Source organism: Paraburkholderia tropica, from assembly GCF_900109265.1.
GTDB lineage: Bacteria > Pseudomonadota > Gammaproteobacteria > Burkholderiales > Burkholderiaceae > Paraburkholderia > Paraburkholderia tropica.
The window spans coordinates 1-16,692 of record NZ_FNZM01000004.1; the positions used below are offsets into that span (position 1 = coordinate 1).

General features: G+C 56.7%; 16 protein-coding genes. 9 read left to right on the forward strand and 7 right to left on the reverse strand.

From position 1 onward, the window contains the following. Together BMY06_RS06730 and BMY06_RS06735 are read right to left on the reverse strand one after the other, a co-directional pair. Positions 1 to 272: transposase (locus BMY06_RS06730; protein WP_143064410.1), on the reverse strand; the 272-nt coding region annotated here is incomplete at its 3' end. Beyond that, complete coding sequence (locus BMY06_RS06735) at positions 199 to 879, reverse strand: type VI secretion system Vgr family protein (RefSeq protein WP_080180194.1); 681 nt, start codon at positions 877 to 879, stop codon at positions 199 to 201. The genes BMY06_RS06730 and BMY06_RS06735, both read right to left, overlap by 74 nt. A gap of 373 nt (positions 880 to 1,252) precedes the next feature. Here BMY06_RS06735 and BMY06_RS06740 point away from each other — a divergent pair, with 373 nt between their 5' ends. The 3 genes from BMY06_RS06740 (at position 1,253) to BMY06_RS06750 (ending at position 3,145) form a co-directional block, all read left to right on the forward strand. Beyond that, entirely contained in the window at positions 1,253 to 1,456 is a 204-nt protein-coding gene (locus BMY06_RS06740) for a cold-shock protein (RefSeq protein ID WP_074982234.1), read from the forward strand. A gap of 376 nt (positions 1,457 to 1,832) precedes the next feature. Beyond that, entirely contained in the window at positions 1,833 to 2,396 is a 564-nt protein-coding gene (locus tag BMY06_RS06745) for a hypothetical protein (RefSeq protein ID WP_124260567.1), read from the forward strand. Between the two features lie 47 nt (positions 2,397 to 2,443). Further along, positions 2,444 to 3,145, forward strand: a complete 702-nt coding sequence (locus BMY06_RS06750) for a hypothetical protein (RefSeq protein ID WP_124260566.1) — start codon at positions 2,444 to 2,446, stop codon at positions 3,143 to 3,145. 149 nt (positions 3,146 to 3,294) lie between these two features. On the opposite strand, the gene BMY06_RS06755 is transcribed toward BMY06_RS06750, so the two are convergent. Then, entirely contained in the window at positions 3,295 to 4,311 is a 1,017-nt protein-coding gene (locus BMY06_RS06755; RefSeq protein ID WP_161495533.1) for an L-dopachrome tautomerase-related protein, read from the reverse strand. A gap of 630 nt (positions 4,312 to 4,941) precedes the next feature. On the opposite strand from BMY06_RS06755, the gene BMY06_RS06765 reads away from it, so the two are divergent. Further along, a complete protein-coding gene (locus tag BMY06_RS06765; RefSeq protein WP_074982244.1) occupies positions 4,942 to 5,715 on the forward strand; it encodes a short-chain dehydrogenase/reductase in 774 nt (257 codons plus the stop codon). A 109-nt stretch (positions 5,716 to 5,824) separates the two neighbouring features. On the opposite strand, the gene mmsB is transcribed toward BMY06_RS06765, so the two are convergent. Next, positions 5,825 to 6,730, reverse strand: coding sequence for a 3-hydroxyisobutyrate dehydrogenase (gene mmsB, locus BMY06_RS06770; protein WP_074982246.1), 906 nt, complete (start codon positions 6,728 to 6,730; stop codon positions 5,825 to 5,827). Between the two features lie 144 nt (positions 6,731 to 6,874). Then, entirely contained in the window at positions 6,875 to 8,524 is a 1,650-nt protein-coding gene (locus BMY06_RS06775) for an MFS transporter (RefSeq protein ID WP_244144364.1), read from the reverse strand. Positions 8,525 to 8,782: 258 nt separating this feature from the next. Between BMY06_RS06775 and BMY06_RS06780 the strand changes: the two genes are divergently transcribed. Beyond that, positions 8,783 to 9,460, forward strand: a complete 678-nt coding sequence (locus BMY06_RS06780; RefSeq protein WP_124260565.1) for a gamma-glutamylcyclotransferase — start codon at positions 8,783 to 8,785, stop codon at positions 9,458 to 9,460. A gap of 17 nt (positions 9,461 to 9,477) precedes the next feature. Here the strand turns inward: BMY06_RS06780 and BMY06_RS06785 are convergent, their stop codons facing one another. After that, positions 9,478 to 10,413 (reverse strand): LysR family transcriptional regulator, encoded by a 936-nt coding sequence (locus BMY06_RS06785; protein ID WP_244144363.1) that lies wholly within the window; start codon positions 10,411 to 10,413, stop codon positions 9,478 to 9,480. Between the two features lie 299 nt (positions 10,414 to 10,712). Here BMY06_RS06785 and BMY06_RS06790 point away from each other — a divergent pair, with 299 nt between their 5' ends. Then, positions 10,713 to 12,896 carry an FUSC family protein gene (locus tag BMY06_RS06790; RefSeq protein WP_074982247.1) on the forward strand — a complete coding sequence of 728 codons (2,184 nt, stop codon included), beginning with the start codon at positions 10,713 to 10,715 and terminating at the stop codon, positions 12,894 to 12,896. 67 nt (positions 12,897 to 12,963) lie between these two features. On the opposite strand, the gene BMY06_RS06795 is transcribed toward BMY06_RS06790, so the two are convergent. Further along, positions 12,964 to 14,040 carry an NADH:flavin oxidoreductase gene (locus tag BMY06_RS06795; protein WP_074982249.1) on the reverse strand — a complete coding sequence of 359 codons (1,077 nt, stop codon included), beginning with the start codon at positions 14,038 to 14,040 and terminating at the stop codon, positions 12,964 to 12,966. Between the two features lie 197 nt (positions 14,041 to 14,237). On the opposite strand from BMY06_RS06795, the gene BMY06_RS06800 reads away from it, so the two are divergent. The 3 genes from BMY06_RS06800 (at position 14,238) to BMY06_RS06810 (ending at position 16,650) form a co-directional block, all read left to right on the forward strand. Beyond that, positions 14,238 to 14,864, forward strand: a complete 627-nt coding sequence (locus BMY06_RS06800; protein ID WP_124260563.1) for a TetR/AcrR family transcriptional regulator — start codon at positions 14,238 to 14,240, stop codon at positions 14,862 to 14,864. 63 nt (positions 14,865 to 14,927) lie between these two features. Next, positions 14,928 to 15,329 (forward strand): VOC family protein, encoded by a 402-nt coding sequence (locus BMY06_RS06805; RefSeq protein ID WP_074982252.1) that lies wholly within the window; start codon positions 14,928 to 14,930, stop codon positions 15,327 to 15,329. Between the two features lie 382 nt (positions 15,330 to 15,711). Beyond that, the gene (locus tag BMY06_RS06810) at positions 15,712 to 16,650 is read left to right on the forward strand and encodes a helix-turn-helix domain-containing protein (RefSeq protein WP_080180195.1); all 939 of its coding nucleotides are present in this window, start codon (positions 15,712 to 15,714) and stop codon (positions 16,648 to 16,650) included. Positions 16,651 to 16,692 lie beyond the last annotated feature (42 nt).

Sequence of the window (16,692 nt, forward strand, 5' to 3'; positions counted from 1 at the left end):
TTGAGAATCTCGTTGGCACGACGCAATTCCTTGACCTCGCGCTCCAGGGCCTTCAGCCGTTCGCGTTCGTCGGTGCTCACGCCATCACGCTCACCCTGGTCAACCTGGTCACGCTTGACCCATTCGTGCAGCGTCTGCGGCGTACAGCCGATCATCGGTGCAATCGATTCGACCGCCGCCCACATCGACGGATGTTCCCTACGTTGCTCGCGCACCAGACGCACTGCGCGCTCGCGGACTTCCGGGGAAAACTTGGTTGCCTTCTTGTTCATGGCTCCATTCTCTCAAGAGTTGGAGCCTCCACCAAACCCGGCTCGGTTCAGCATGCTCAAAATAATAGAACCAGCCTTCGGACTCCAGCAGCCGGTGCACGAAGGACCAGTCATCCTCATACTGAACACAGAAGGAGCGTTCCAGTGATGCGTTCTGAATGTCGAGCCGGTACGCACCGAGTGCCTGCGGGTGACCGCTAAACACCGTGTCGAGGATAGTTTCTACTGACTTATCCTGAAAAATACGCGCATCTTTTCTGAATTTCAGGAAATGGAGCCATGATGAGAACGCGAGCTGAAAACTCGTGAGCTGCCCGTCAGCGCCCAGCCTCCGCGCGGTATGGACGTAACCGTGCTGCGGCCGATAACTCTTGTCGGCACGCTGAATCCAGAGTGTGACCGGCTGTGCGATGAGTGACTTCAGCTCAAGTTCACCATCTAAAGACACGGCATCGACGGAATATTCATAGTTGCGACCGAGCCGAGAAGTCCCAATCACAATCTGGGGCAATAGCTTATCTTCTCCGGCTGGAGTATCGAGCTTAAGCAGCCGCTCTGCCTGAGTTAATCCAGACTGCATCAGCGAAATAATGTCCTGCGCTCCCATCGATATTTCCTTCTATGGGCCATCCCTTAAAGTCGAGCGGAATCATAAATGGAAAACTTGGCACTCGACAATCTATCTAACTTTGCCTGGCTTTTTTGACATTCAGATTTACTATGCGCCATAGATTGTTTTGAACGCCTGCGCCGACTATTGATACCGTGGCACTTAAGCGCCAGGCGCGCGGACAGTCGAAGTGGCGTCTTCGCGCCCTACTCTTTGAATGGTGAAAAGGTATTCGCGAAACCCTACGATTCGTCACGCACAACAGCTAGCTTGCTCCCAACACCTCAATTCGCTAAATTTCGCCTTGCAACATCAATACGCGTTGGCGATAGCTTCGCCAACGTTCTTACACTCCAGGAGCACGCAGAAAATGGCAACGGGTACCGTGAAGTGGTTTAACGACGCAAAGGGCTTTGGCTTCATCTCTCCGGACGACGGCGGCGAAGACCTCTTCGCACATTTCTCCGAAGTGCAGGGAAAGGGATTCAAGTCGCTTCAAGAAGGACAGAAGGTGACGTATGAAGTGAAGCAGGGTCCGAAGGGAAAACAGGCTGCTAACATTCAGCCGGTGTAACCGGGGCGGCCAATTCCGTGTGTCTATAGCCGAACAGCAGGGAACGCGCGGCGCGACCGTTGCGTCACACAGTTCAAATCCTCAGTCGACAATAGGCGCTGAAGATGCCGCACGAAACCCTGCTACCTCCACCGCCTTTCTCGATTGGAATCGCCAGATTGCGATGAACGCCGGCATTTGACGGCTTCAGCTCAGGACGGCGTGGGCAACTCTCAGCAGCATCGTTGAGACGGCCCCGATAACGCATCCGAAAGTGCACACTCGTCGTTAACTAACAACGTCATCAGCAGGCTTTTGGTCGAGCTGCTCTATCCGATTGTCTTTCAAATCGGAAAATCAGTGCTACATTTATTACAGCATTTTCGAGGAGCGGAACATGACTATGACGCGACCGCCTGACCGCGATTACCCAGAAGATGCCGATGGTGCGGACGCGTACGCGCCTCCGCAGCGATTCGAGGAGGCGGTGAGCAGCGCGAGCGCAGACCCGGAACTTGCCGACAGCAGCGCTGTGGAGGATGACCGGAGCAAGCTCGTCTATCACGCCGGCATCGCGCGTGCTCAGATGGATGAAATAGACCAGACCCGCGCGGTACTGCAGCACCAAAAAGGCTTGCTTGCAACAATGTTTGGCATTGCCAGTTTCTTCGCATTGTTCTTCGCGCTGGCGCTTGCCGCTGCTTTAGGTGTGCGTATTCCTCTGGGAATTTATGTCCCGGCCTCCGCGGTAGGAGTATGCGCGGCGCTCGCGAGTTTTTCGATTGTCGTCGCGACCCTGGTGGCGTACTCCCTCGCCCAGACAGATATCCTCGCATTCCGTCTCAGGGGTGCTTATGCGGTGCGCAAAGCCGTACTTTTCGACCTCAACTTCCAACTCGGCATTCACGTCGAGCCGGATGATATGAGATACCGAAAGCAGCGTTCTCGGTACGGCGAATAACCGACCTTGTCGAGCTTGATATGACCCGCCGTGGCAGAGGGGGCCTGATGCACCAGCACTGGAAGGACAAGGCCAAGGCGTTTGCCAGCTATTTCGCTTTCATCGAGAAAGCCGGGACCGCTCTGATTGCCCAAGCGAGACGGCTTCAGTTGCTTTCGAATTCCGGGTTGTGCGGAGTCGCCGGCGGCGCGCTCGGCGTCATTGCTGTCACGGTCTTCTTGCACTACAACAACTATGGCGCGTTCGAGGCGACCCTCATAGGAGCCGTAACACCGGTGCTTTTCGCAGCCGTTGGGCTCGGGGTTGGGCGCTATATTCCCGCGCGCGCAGGCACGGCCCGCATTGAAGAAGAGAATTACGTCGGCCAGAAGCTTAGAGAGGTCGACGAACGGATTAACTGCCTCTCCGCTGACCTGGATGCGCTGCCTGTTAAAAAGGGGACGGCAGCCCAGCGTGAGGTCCTTACGCTTCAGATAAAGGCTGCTTTTGAGCGACGAGCCGAGCTTCAGCAGCAGCTGAGACAGCTTGAAGAAGAGTATTTAGGCGTCGGCCTCGTTCGAACTGTTGAATCTGCCCAGAAGGTTCTACCAGAGCTTGAGCCACCCGCCCAAGCCTCGGATGACGAGGATGCCATCGAACTGCCATCAGTAACTGCAGCGCAGCGCGATATCATTTCGGAGCTGCGACCCGAGCCACATCGCCCTGCTCCACCCGAGCGTCGGCCGCCCCCGCCTCCTCCAGCGAAATGACCACCAACTGCCCGCTGGCGTTGTCCGGGCGGGAGTGCTAAATCGACGCATTCGAGGCAGCGATGCTTCCCCCCTGGCCGACCCAAAACATTACGAGCTCGAACTGTAAGTTGGCCAAGCACTTAGTGCTCCGAAAAGGTTCCCAACGTCTAAGCGCCGCTCACCGCGTCTCCGAGCTCAATATCTCCGAGCATCCTCGGCAACGCAATCGAGTACGTGACGTACGGTGAATCGCCCGCGCCGGAGACCGATGGCTGCTTCACGGGGATGTAGAGCACCCTGTCGTGGCTAATGAACGTTCCATCTGGACGGATGAGTCGCGGGTCTGCGACGAGCGTCTCTGTTCGTCCAGACGGCGCCACAACCGTGATGTGGTTCGTGACAGTCTCGGAAAAATAGACGTTCCCGCGCGAATCCATCGCACACCCGCCGGCGAAAGCGTTGTCGAACACATGCTCAACGTGTTGCGCTAGTTCGTCGTCCGACAAGCTCATATCGTTCAGGTATCGCGTCTCAACCCGGTAGAGCGGCCCCGTAGGCGCAGCCCAATAAAGCCACTTCCCGTCCGCCGTGATTTCGATAAGGTCGCTGTTCGGCGGGGTGAACGTCTTGCCCCCTTTCACATGTGCGAGCACAGCGGGGATTTTCGCCGTCGTCGACGCCATCACAACCGCGTTACCCGATAGCCTCCGCGTCGTCGTCCCGGTACTCATGTTGCGAACAATGATGCCACCCAGGCCCGAATCGCTGATGTACAACATCTGCCCGTGAAACCGCAGGTCGTTCATCTGCGCGCCGGGTGGCAAAACATCCCTATCGAAGCGCAAGACCTGAAGTACGGCACCGGTGCGAGCATCGAGTTGCACGAGCTTTTGAGCATCCGGATGGAGGGACGCATTCACACCGGGAAAAATACCTGGGCTGAGTGTGCCTTGGTCGACGCACCAAACCGTGTCGTCGGAAAAGATGTGGACCGAGTTCAGGTAGACGAATGCGTCACGACCGTCGTTACCAGGCCGCCAATCATTCCAAGCATTCCCCGGAAACGGAAGCAACGTGCCGTCCACTGCTCGCCGCGCGATTGAAGGGGTTGGGTTATCGGAGGCATAACGAGGCAGACCGAGGAAAAGCACACCATCGCTTGTGAGCGCGACTTGATTCGCCATCCAAGGGGAGCGGACTGCAACTCGCAACTCAAGCGGAGCGTCCGCTCCAAGAACCGACCCTGTGCTGAAAGACGCTCCGAACGCGCCAGCTGCGAAGAGGAACTGCCGTCTGTTAATTGCCATTTAAATTTCGCGATACTCCACTTCTTGCTTCTGCTCAAGCACGTTCAATCGACAGCACGTCGAATCGCGCCTAGCTATACTGTCTAGCCAATTGCCGAAACACCCGGATGCGATAATCGCTTCGCAATCGAGAAGCGTTGGGGTCAGCAGCGAATTGACAGTGTACACCGCTACCGCAAAGCATCCGTCTAAGTAAAATTCCATCAGCAACATTCATCACGCGCAGACGTTTCTCCATCGCGCTATTGCTCTCATTCCTTCGACATTTTCTTTCGAATTTGAAAGGCACATTGGCAGCGTTCAGCGCGTTATCGAATCCATGTTTAAACTGCCCACTCGCCACTCAGTCAGCCTCATCAACCGAGCAGGCGGCAATCCCTCAGTAAATTCCAGAATGGCAGGCGAGTCGTTTGGTGGCGATATCAATAACCGCCTCATTGAACAGCGTCGATGCTTCGCACCACATTGCTTGCCACATAGGTCATATGCTTTAGCAGGAGTGTTCTCGTGGATTTAGGACTTCAACAGAAACGTGTGCTTATTACCGGTGGTAGTCGAGGCATCGGCTACGCGTGCGCAGAGGTTTTCGCGCGCGAAGGCGCGGAGGTGACAATCGTCGGACGCACCCAGGAAAGCGTTGATGCAGCGCTTCAATCTCTTTCCGCGCCACATCCAGGCAAGCTTAACGGCTTCGCACTGGACCTTTCCGACGCATCCAGCCGCGACATCCTTAGCCACGCGATTGCCTCCTCCGACGTCGTTGTGAACAATGCGGGTGCAATACCCGGCGGCGGGCTTGACCGCGTCGACGATGAATCTTGGCGTGCCGCGTGGGACCTCAAGATCTATGGTTATATAGATGCCACCAGAAAGGCGCTTCCTGCGATGCTTTCCAGGAGTTCCGGCGTAATCGTGAACGTCATCGGGATTGCAGGCGCAGCACCTCGATACGACTATGTGAGCGGCTCTATGGCGAATGCTGCTCTCATTGCATTCACGAAGGCGACTGGCGCCTTTGCAGCACGCAGCGGCGTGCGAATCGTGGGCGTGAACCCGGGACCGACTGAGACTGACCGCCTGGTGCGGCTGTACGAAACACGCGCCGAAGCGAGATTTGGTGACCGTACACGCTGGAGAGAACTACTTGGCGACATGCCGTTTGGGCGTCCGGCGAAGCCCGAAGAAATCGCTGACCTAGTCGCGTTCCTTGCTTCCGCCCGTGCCGCTTACCTGAGTGGCGTGGTCATCGATGCCGACGGCGGCGCGCAATACGCCGGCTAATAGCTCTGATTGGCCGCAGCTTCTCCTGCGGCCTGCTTCCGCCGAGCACATCAGTCCACGAACCCGCGGACACGTGCGCTGCATCGTTCGCGTGACGCCTCAAGAGACGTCACACGGCCTTTAACGACGGAGCAAACAGTAGCTGAATGCTCGATAGGTCGAGCTTTGCGGCACCTTCGGATTGGCTCTGATGGAGCATCAACAGATTACGCACCAACGCTCCTAACGGAATAGTAGCGCCATGCGCTTGGGCATTGCTCATCGCGAGCCCTAAGTCCTTTGCCATCAGCGCGACCTGAAATCCACCCTGATAGTTATGACTTGAAGGCGCATCGGAAAGCACGCCGGGCCACGGGTTCCACTTCTCTGACATGAAGTTCCGCCCGGTGCTGTGGTTGATGATTTCCGTCAGCGCCCTAGGGTCGACTCCGTTACGCGAGCCAAGCGCCAACGCTTCCGCCGTACCGGCCATCAGAACTGCCGCGAGCATGTTGTTGCACATCTTCGCAATCTGCCCTGCACCGCTCTGGCCCGCATGAAAAATCCGCTTGCCCATTGCGTGAAGGATGATAGACGCATCTTCGACTACGGACTTCTCTCCGCCGACCATAAAACTCAGCGTCCCATCACGCGCACCCATAACACCACCGGAGACAGGCGCGTCGATGAACGCAAATCCCTTTTCTAGCGCCACCTGGAAAACCTTGCGAGCAATCTCTGCCGACACGGTCGAGCAGTCAATCAGTAGTGGCCGAGTATCGAGGTGAGCAATCAGCCCGTGTTCACCGAGATACATCTCTCCAACGATTTTGTCGTTCGGTAGCATCGTAATCACTACATCGACGCCAACGGCCGCCTCCAGCGCAGAATTCGCGACCGCGACACCAGCGTCCATCAGCTGCGAGTACGCTGCATCATTGACGTCAAACACCGTGACTGCATGGCCCGCCTTGAGCAGATTGAGGACCATGGGCGAGCCCATATTCCCAATTCCGATGAATCCGACACTTATCATTGCGTGAACTCCAAACGTTGCGGGAGCGGCACGACCGCGCTCTGACATGCGATGTCTTGCCGCGGACCTGTATGCAGCGACGCGAGACTCGTGGACGTATGAATACTATGTTCATCGCCCGATTGCTCGCATACGGGAATTGCGTCAGTCGACTTCGATGCCCTTCGTCTCTTTCACAAAGAAGAGGCAGACAACGCAGGCGACGCCCGCGACTACGATGGGATACCAAAGGCCTGAGTAGATATTGCCGCTCGCGGCCACAATCGCGAATGCACTTGCAGGCAGAAAGCCACCGAACCACCCGTTACCTATGTGGTACGGCACAGACAAGCACGTGTATCGAATGCGCGTCGGAAAGCACTCAACAAGCATCGCTGCCATGGGACCATAGACCATGGTGCCGTAGAGCATCAACACGATGAGGACCAGGATGGACATTCCAACATTCACTTTGGCGGGGTCGGCTTTGAGCGGATATCCGCTTCCGGCCAATGCCTCTTTCAAACTCGTGTCGAAGCGCGCGGCTTGACTCGAAGCGGCGGGTCCTTTCGCATCGTACGAGGCGACTGCGACACCACCGACTTGTATCTGCGCAGTTACGCCGCTCGCCACCGGACGATTCTCGTAGCTGACACCAGCCTTCGAGAGCGCTGCTTTGGCGACATCACAGGAGCTTGTGAACTTCGAGGTTCCAACGGGATTGAACTGGAAGGAGCACTCTTGAGGGTCGGCAAGCAGCACGATGGGCGCCCGGGCCTGTGCCTCTTCCAATGCGGGGTTCACGTAGTGCGTGAGAGCCTTGAACATCGGAATATAGGTCAACACCGCCAGCAGGCAGCCGATGAACATCACTGGCTTGCGCCCCACCTTGTCGGATAGTGCGCCGAACACGACGTAGAACGGCGACGTAATGAGCAAGGCTGCGAGCAGTATCTCGTTTGTCGTCGCCCCGTCAAGCTTCAAGGTCTGGGTCAGGAAGAACAGCGAATAGAATTGCCCCGTGTACCAGACAACAGCTTCGCCAGCGGTCACACCGAACAGGGCGATGAGCATCAAGCGGACGTTCTTCCATTGGCCAAACGCTTCTTTGATGGGCGCTTTCGAAGCTTTCCCTTCCGCATGCATGCGCTGAAACGCCGGCGATTCGCTCAGTTGCAATCGAATCCAGACCGACACCGCCAGCAATGCTACTGACAACAAAAATGGGACCCGCCATCCCCACGCCGCGAACGCCGCTTCTCCGGTGCTCATACGGACAGTCGAAATCACGAGCAGCGACAGGAACAGACCCAGAGTCGCTGTCATCTGAATCCACGACGTCCAACCGCCACGCTTATGGGTCGGCGCGTGCTCTGCGACGTACGTCGCCGCACCACCGTACTCTCCACCCAACGCGAGGCCCTGCGCCAACCGCATGCCGACGAAAATGATTGGAGACGCTATCCCGATGGCGGCATATCCCGGCAAGAGGCCAACAAGAAATGTCGAAGAACCCATCAATATGATGGTCACCATGAATGTATATTTGCGCCCGAGCATGTCCCCGAGTCGACCGAAGAAGACCGCGCCCAATGGTCGCACCGCGAAGCCCGCGGCAAAACTCAGCAAGGTAAAGATGAATGCCGCAGTCGGATTGACCCCGGCAAAAATCGTTTTGCTGATGTAGGGTGCCAGCGCGCCAGCGAGAAAAAAGTCGTACCATTCGAACACCGTCCCAAGCGACGAGGCAAAGACAATCAAACGGTCTTTGCTGCTCATTTTCGCGGGGCCCGCTGCGGTCAGAACTGCAGTCATTGCCTTGTCTCCATTTTTGATATGTCTCGCGGCAAAGTCATGAGGCGTCACATTTTTTCTGCCTCGCCGCGAACGCCAAGCCATTGCAGCCAGGTCGTCAAGCAAATAGTGGAGCGATAGCGGGACCGAGATAAGAGAGAAAATCAACACTGATTGTGCGTGTATTGCAGAACCGCCCACGCATTGCATTACCGTTGCCAGCTTGTTCAGGCAGCAAGTCAGGTTAACCCCTGTACGAAGCGATAACTCGAGGTAGGTGTGTCGAAGCTGACGAAGGATTTCATTGAGAGCGGTGCGTACCGTACCGCGCTGGCGAACGCTGAAGAACATCCGCTCTGGACTTCCGCCGAACTAGATGCGTCCCTCCAGTCGACTCTCAAGCTGCAACCGGAACGCGGCCCCGTTTGGCTGTTTGCCTATGGCTCTTTGTTGTGGAACCCTTTGCTCGATTTCGTGCGAGGTGAGCGGGGAATGCTACATGGCTGGCATCGCAGCTTTTGCATTCGCCTGGTAATCGGCCGCGGCACCGCAGAAGTACCGGGGCGCATGTTGGCGCTCGAAGCAGGTGGAGTGACATCGGGTGTTGCATACCAGCTTCGTCAAGACTGCATATACGAAGACTTGTCGGTAATATGGGCGCGGGAAATGATTGGAGGCGTGTATCGTCCAACGTGGACACGGGTCGAACTGGAGAACGGCGACATCGTTCACGCAATTGCATTTGTCGCGAACGAGTTGCACGCGCTCTACGAGGAGGACTCCACAGTTGCAGCGATATCTTCGCCTATCATGAAAGCTGCAGGGCCGCTTGGCGACAACATCGACTATGTGCTTCGCCTCGAGGCCTCACTTTCACAGCACGGGCTCCACGACCCGTATATCTCAGAGCTGGCAAAAGCCGTCTCAGCTGACGAGTGTACGGGCAACTCAAAATAAGATTCGGCCGGCATCGACTATGCAGTCCCGGCGCATGCCCTGTTTTCCTGCGATAGCAATGCAATCTCCTCGCGTTGAATCGCGTCCGGAACATAGCTTTGCAAGCAGTCCATCCACGTTTTAATCTTCGCGTCCAGGAAGTGTCGTGAAGGGTAAATGGCAAAGACGTTCAACTGCTGCAAAGTGAACTCGGGTAAGACGCGAACGAGACTTCCATCTATGAGACCGTCTACCGCGGCAAATAGCGGAAGAATGCCAATTCCCATCCCTCGTTTCACACCGGATGCGATGAGCTCAGACACATTGGTTTGAAGCACGCCGTTGACGCTGACCTCTGTAGCCCCGTCCGGGCCATCCAGCACCCAGAGACCGGCCTCAGGTGCTGCGACCTCCAGTGTCAGACAATCGTGCGTGCGCAAATCGGCAGGCAATCGTGGAACCCCACGTTTCACCAGGTACTCACGCGACGCGCACAATACGCTGTGCGTCGAGCCAATCTGATGCCCGACAAGGTCTGAATTCGGCAATGCCCGAGCTGCAACTATTGCGACGTCACAGCTTCCGTCAAATAGGTCCGGCATTTGTTGCGAACAGTTGAGCTGGACGACGACATCCGGGTAACTTTCACGATAAAGCTGAATCGCAGGCAGCACATATCGGCGCCCAATAGACGTGTAGGTGTGCACTTTCAACGTGCCGACTGGATGCAAATGTGCATCCGATGCCTCGTCCTCAGCCAAGTCTACGCTGGTGACAATCGCACGACATCGCTCCACGTAGCGCACGCCTGCAGCAGTCAACGACAACCGCCGCGTTGAACGATTCAGTAGACGCGTTCGGAGACGCTTTTCGAGGTCCGATACGGCTCTCGATACTGCCCCCGTGTTCATATCGGAAGCACGTGCTGCTGCCGTGAAACTGCCCGCATCGACCACTTGAATCAGCAGCCGCATTGAATCAATCCTGTCCATCATCTTCCATACGTCTGACAACGATTGGTGTGGGCGCACCGGAGCCACTGGAAAGCCGAAACCAGTCAAAACTTATTCGGCTGTGCAAAAAATAGTCGATAGGCACGCACAATCCGTATTTTCGCCCCTACTCAAGCCATCAGTTGAGCGATTTATGCACAACCATCGGGTGTCCGTACCCTAGTCGCTTTAGGCCAGTTACCACTACCATCGGTGCGGTTTTCCAGACTCTACGGGCGCGTTGCTTTCCCCCTTGCACATTGCGCCTGCGAACAGGCAGCATGACGTCGCAGTACAAATCCCCACGCCCTCTTCTCGGTGCCGCGCTGTACGCTTCAATCCTGGACAGCCTAAAGGCTTGGCTGAAGTCGGATGGTCTCGCGTGGCTCTTTGCTTTCAAGGCCGCACTCGCCGCCATCCTGGCGGTCGGTATTTCTATGCAGCTAGAATTACCGCAGCCAAAAACAGCCATGGTCACAGTTTTCATCGTGATGCGGCCACAGACTGGCTTGGTGCTCGCACGCGGCTTCTACCGGCTATGCGGCACGATGGTTGGCGTCACGGTGGCGATGACTCTCATCGCACTGTTCGGACAGTATTCCGATGTCTTCATCGCCCTAACGGCCATCTGGATTGCTATCTGCACGGCCGGTGCTGCGCGAAATCGCAACTCCAGGTCTTACGGATTCGTGCTCGCAGGCTATACAGCGGCTCTCGTCGGCGTTCCAGCCCTTCAAGACCCCAATGCGGCGTTCATGATTGCTTCGACGAGAGTCGCGGAGCTGACATTGGGAATCGTCTGTGCAGGCGTCGTCAGTGCTCTCGTGTTTCCGCTGCATGCCAGCGATGAAATTGAAACCACGTTACGAGCGCAGTCATCCAGCTTCTTCTCGTACATCGCGAAAACGCTGCCATCACGCAAAGCAGTTGAAGACGTCGTTGCGATGCATGAGCATCTCATCACCTCATTGGTGAACTTCGAGTCCTTGAGGGTTGTGGCCGTGCTGGAAACCCACGGGATGAGGAGCCGCAGTCAGCGCATGAAGCGGCTGACCTCTGAGCTCATGGCCGCTTCGACTCGCTTTCACATCTTGCTGCATTTTCGAAATCAGTTGCGCCTTGCGGGGGACCATCAGACGCTTGACACAGTCAACCGCTGCGTCGGTGCCATAGGCAGACTACTGGCGAGGTCGCCCGATGTGCTTGATACCTATGCCTCCGCCACCGGAACAGCGCAACGACTTGACCGTCTGCGCCTTCGAGTCCAACGCCACCTCGCCTACGTGGCGAAGCAAGACGGCTTCACCCCTGTCTCGTCGCTGAACCTCGCAACTGCTTCCAACCTAATCAATAGATTCGGCACCGAGCTGTCTGCCTACGTCCACACGTACGCGTCTCTTCAAGACGAAAGACACAGCCGTGAAAACTGGCTCGAGGCACTCATACCGAAGACGGACCCGTTCGTCGCATTGGCGGCGGGCGCCAGGGCTGCGGCAGCAACGCTAACGCTGGGATTCTTCTGGATTGCCACAGCCTGGCCGAGTGGCAGCACGGCACTGGCGCAAGGGGCAGCAATCTGTGCACTCGCATCGACTGCAACAAACCCATTCCGCCTTGCAATCCAGATTGCCGGTGGCACGTTAATCGGCGGTGTCGTGGGAACGATACTGGTGTTTGGCGTCTATCCGCACCTCGACGGTTTCCCGCTGCTGGCACTGGCAATCGCAGTGGCGACGATGCCCGGCGCGTTTATCATGACCCGCCCCAAAGTAGCTGGATTTGGCATTGGATACTGTGTCTTTATGCCAGCTCTCGCAGGGCCGGATAACCCGCAAAGCTATTTGCCTGAAGCATTTATGAATGATGCAGTGGCGCTAGTGATTGCCATGGTCGTCGCAGCAGCAGCGCAGGCCCTGGTCATGCCTGCAACTTCGCTGTGGTTCCGCCACCGCATTACCGCGCGTCTGAAGGCCGAGATTGCCACCGCCTACGGCGCACCTCTGCGCGGTCTTCGGGCTGAGTTCGAAAACGGCGTCCGCGACCTAATGGCACAGCAACTCATGCTACCGCGCCATGAAGGCCTGCCTATCAGAATACCGATGGCATGGCTCAATAGCGTGCTCGAAATCGGAACGGCCATCATCGACTTCCGCGAAGCCGCAGCAGATATCACGTCACGAGCGGGCTTAACCCATCTCGGGCCCGCGCAAGCTGCGATTCGTGCAGTGCTCCCGCTGTTTAAAAAGAATACGGGAGAACTACGGAGCGTAGCGATTGACGCACTCCGAGACAGTATGCTGGCCGCAAGACTTGCGGCGGACGACGCAACTCTACTTCCGAGTGAAAGGAGTCGTTATCGAGACCTGCTGACTGCTCTCAACCGCATCAAACACGCTCTGCGTGACCCACAAAATGCGCTGGGACAAACCGGCCAGCCGAGTGTTGCTGCACCGAGTTCGCGTTAGCCGACAACGCATCGGTATGTCTGATTTCCGAACGCGTCGAAACCAGCCATACTTTTGGCCCCGCCGCCTAAGCGACGAAGCCGTCCCACGAGGTGCGCATATAGTTGATGAAAGGGGGACTCAAGCCTTCACGCTGGAGATGTGCAACATCAATCGGCAATTCCGGAGCGTGATATTCCGGGCAAGTGAAAATGCGTTGGGGAAAATCAGCATTCAGGATTGCGGCGCGACCAATGAGAACAAAGTCCGCCCCTTCTTCGATGACCTCGTTTGCACGCTGCGCGCTACGAATCTTGCCGGCAACGCCAAGACGCACATTTCCTCGCGGAAGGTCAGCGAACACACTAAGCATGGTTCGCCCAGCCAACGGGCCATCCATGACCAACTGCGCTGAATTCCACAATGCGAGGTCCAGATAGTCAATCTGGGCCTGTCGAAATGCTTCCGCGGTGATGTCACGCAACTCTTCGATACGAAGGCCATAGCGCTCGACGGATAGACGCAGCCCAATCTGAAACTGCGGCCCACACGTCCGGCGAATGCCATCAATGACTTCGAAGAGCAATCTCGCGCGGTTCTCGATGCTACTGCCATATCGGTCCCGCCGGCGATTAAGCAACGGCGACAGAAATTCGGAAATCACGAAACCGAAAGCTCCATGCACTGCAACTCCGTCGAAACCAGCGAGTTGGGCACGTTGGGCTGCGCGAATGAAGTCATCCCGCAACCGTTCGACTTGCTCGGTGGTCATTGCAGTTAGACCTGCGTGTGGGTCGTCCGACGCCGGTGCCGGCACACCACCGAGTTCCGGCCGTGCCCTGTGGCCCGCATGATGCAACTGGACAGCCGAGAGCGCGCCGCCCTCGCGGATTGCATCCGCCATTCTGCGCAATCCGTCGAGTTGCTCGTCACTGTGAATGCCCAATTGCCCTTTGAAAGCTCGCCCCGTTCCCTGAACCGTCGCCGCGCAAGTCTGAACCAGTGCGTATCCGCCCAGAGCAATTCGTCTCACCCAGTCGACGTCGTAGTCCGTTGCAGCCCCATCGGGTGCGCTTTGCTGGTTCGTCAGCGGAGCCAGCATGAAGCGATTTTTCATTGCCGGCCCATGCGCCAGCGTGAGAGGTTCAAAAAGTTTCGATTTCATACTTCACCCATCTAGGCCTGAGCACTCTTTCTCGCGTCTCGGCGGTGCCGGTGACCGTATAGCCTGCGACAAGCCCACTACATCGAACACTGGACGAGTCGTCAGAACACAGGTTATATTTGACAACGATGATTGTCAAATATGGCGAGAGGGTCGGAGCCTGTCAGGTGGGGCATTGAACCGCACCCTCTCCTAATGTGACAATTCTGATTTCCAGTTTTGATGGAGCAAAAATGGGGCAGTACCGGGGAACTAATGCTGAGTCACGTCGCCTCGAGCGCCGCGACAAGCTTATGGCGGCGGCCCGAAAGGTATTCGGCGAGCGGGGCTTTCACGGCGCGAGCGTGCGTGCGATTTGCGATGAGGCTGGCCTCACCGAGCGATATTTCTATGAAAGCTTCGCGAACAGTGAAGCGCTCTTCATCGCTATGCACAAGGCAACCAGCGACCGCATCATTCGCACGATTGCTGCGGCGGCCGACGCATGTCCAGGCGAGTCATTGGATAAGGTTCACGCAATGCTCGCTGCTTACTACGAGGACATTCGCGCAGACCCCATCTCGGCGCGACTCTTCGCAATCGACGCGGGTTACATCAGCGCCGCGGCGAAGGAAGTCTGCGCCAACTGGCGTCAAAGTTTTGGGGCTTTGGTTGCACAGACCCTGAACAAACACGCCAGCCCGGGCAACCCGCTTGTACGCAGCGGCTCTGTAATTGCACTCCTGGAAATTGGCGTTGAGTGGATGGAAAGCGGATTTGCGCTGCCAATCAACGAAATCATCGAAGCGGCGTTGGTGTTCGCCGTGGTTTTGCGAGACCGATAAATGCAGCAGCCGAGGGTGTTCTCGCCGCCCAGTGACGGCAAACTACTTCACTAAGGATTCCTTATGCTGAGCTATATCATGCTGGGCTCCAACGATATCCCCGCGTCAGACAAGTTTTATACCGCTCTCCTCGCCCCTCTCGGCTACGAGAAAGCCGAGTTGGGTGCTGACAAAGTCGTGTTTTCACTTCCCGACGTGCCTGACCGTTACAACGGCCCGGGTGCTGTGTATATCACCAAGCCATTCAACGGCGAAGCGGCAACCGTTGGCAACGGTTCGATGACTGCGTTCCGAACGACCAGCAAAGAAAAGGTTGAAGAACTTCACGCGGCAGGCTTGCTTGCAGGCGGCACCGACGACGGTGGCCCCGGCTTCCGCGATATCTATGGCGATGACTTCTACGTTGCCTACCTCCGCGACCCGCTCGGCAACAAGGTCGCCCTCTTTTGTACTCTCAATCGCTGAAGACTCTCGACGAATCTTCGCTGCGCCGCTCCAATGAGGGCGGCGTATTCAAACGTTGCATTGATGCGCGTTGCTCGCCAGGCCACGCCAGCCAGTTCAGCAAGCCTGCGTCCTCTCTCGCAATTCCTACGATATAAGTGTTCACTGCGCAGCCTGCAAAGCAACAATCATCGCAGCCCCAGATTGGGGATTAACTCCCCAAGGCCCTGCGGCCAGCATGCAGTAACGGTGAAAGTCCGCATTGCGCCTATCCAAACCCAGCCATATTGTTGTCAAAAATGGGGTTCGCGCGCCGCGACAACTGGCTCGATGATTGCTTAATTGCTAGACCGAGACTACGACGCGAATCTTTTTGGTTGGCGGTCCTTTGAGCAGGCTAGCGATGGAATTTCACTATTCGACTGATGGTATCGTTGCGCGACAACGGCCGGAATTCTGGAATGATGCCGTGGCGGCGCAATTCATGCCCGCAGACGGAGAATTCTCCTTGGTGGATGAGTTCGCAGGAAGCCTCCACGGTCACACGTTGGGGAACGTTAGCATTGGGCGCTTCAGCGCACTGCATCACAGTTTTGAGCGCACCGATAAGCGCATCCGGCGCGATTCCATCGACGACTTTGTCTTACTCTTTTGCGAATCAGGCACAACGCTCTCGACGCAGCAAGACAGACAGGTTGCACTTCAGTCGGGCGACATAACACTCAATGACTCCGCGCGTCCCTTTATCCACGACCTGGATACCGATTCGCTTCTGCTATTGAGAATGCCGCGGACCATGCTGCTTTCTCGATTCTCGCGAGCAGAGTCGTTCATCAACGTCAAGATTTCCAGCGACCAGCCAATGGCAGGCTTGCTCGCACATATGATGCAAGAGGCGCTTCGACTTGATTTGAATGCGCCTAGCGCTGCGAAGGCTCGCTATGCGAGCGCGCTCGTTGATACGCTCACTGCAGCGATGGAAATTCAGTCGCAGACGGAGACCAGTGCCTCAGCGACGCGGCATGACCAGTTGTACAAGCAGGCAATGGACTACATCGAGGCCCACCTCGATGATTACGAGCTCAGCATCGACGCGCTAGCGAATGCCTTGCACGTATCTGAGCGAACGCTTTCGAGAATCTTTGCCGTGCGAGGCACGACTGCGATGCAGCAGCTCTGGCGCAGGCGCCTTGAAGCTAGTCACGCAGCACTGAGTGAAGGGACGGTTCGACAGGTTACACAGGCTGCGTACCAATCAGGGTTCGCAGACCTCTCACACTTCTGCCGACTTTTTAAGAAGGTATACGGGGTATCGCCTAGCACGCTACTGAAGCGGCGTTGATGGCAGGTGCAGATGTCTTGAGCGGAAGTACCTAGTCTTCGG

Excerpts from the sequence above, each read along its gene's own strand:
- BMY06_RS06775 (WP_244144364.1), bottom strand. The coding sequence starts at position 8,524 with ATGACTGCAGTTCTGACCGCAGCGGGCCCCGCGAAAATGAGCAGCAAA.
- BMY06_RS06750 (WP_124260566.1), top strand. The coding sequence starts at position 2,444 with ATGCACCAGCACTGGAAGGACAAGGCCAAGGCGTTTGCCAGCTATTTC.
- BMY06_RS06740 (WP_074982234.1), top strand. The coding sequence starts at position 1,253 with ATGGCAACGGGTACCGTGAAGTGGTTTAACGACGCAAAGGGCTTTGGC.
- BMY06_RS06810 (WP_080180195.1), top strand. The coding sequence starts at position 15,712 with ATGGAATTTCACTATTCGACTGATGGTATCGTTGCGCGACAACGGCCG.
- BMY06_RS06790 (WP_074982247.1), top strand. The coding sequence starts at position 10,713 with ATGACGTCGCAGTACAAATCCCCACGCCCTCTTCTCGGTGCCGCGCTG.
- BMY06_RS06805 (WP_074982252.1), top strand. The coding sequence starts at position 14,928 with ATGCTGAGCTATATCATGCTGGGCTCCAACGATATCCCCGCGTCAGAC.
- BMY06_RS06795 (WP_074982249.1), bottom strand. The coding sequence starts at position 14,040 with ATGAAATCGAAACTTTTTGAACCTCTCACGCTGGCGCATGGGCCGGCA.
- BMY06_RS06755 (WP_161495533.1), bottom strand. The coding sequence starts at position 4,311 with ATGGCGAATCAAGTCGCGCTCACAAGCGATGGTGTGCTTTTCCTCGGT.
- mmsB (WP_074982246.1), bottom strand. The coding sequence starts at position 6,730 with ATGATAAGTGTCGGATTCATCGGAATTGGGAATATGGGCTCGCCCATG.
- BMY06_RS06735 (WP_080180194.1), bottom strand. The coding sequence starts at position 879 with ATGGGAGCGCAGGACATTATTTCGCTGATGCAGTCTGGATTAACTCAG.
- BMY06_RS06745 (WP_124260567.1), top strand. The coding sequence starts at position 1,833 with ATGACTATGACGCGACCGCCTGACCGCGATTACCCAGAAGATGCCGAT.
- BMY06_RS06785 (WP_244144363.1), bottom strand. The coding sequence starts at position 10,413 with ATGCGGCTGCTGATTCAAGTGGTCGATGCGGGCAGTTTCACGGCAGCA.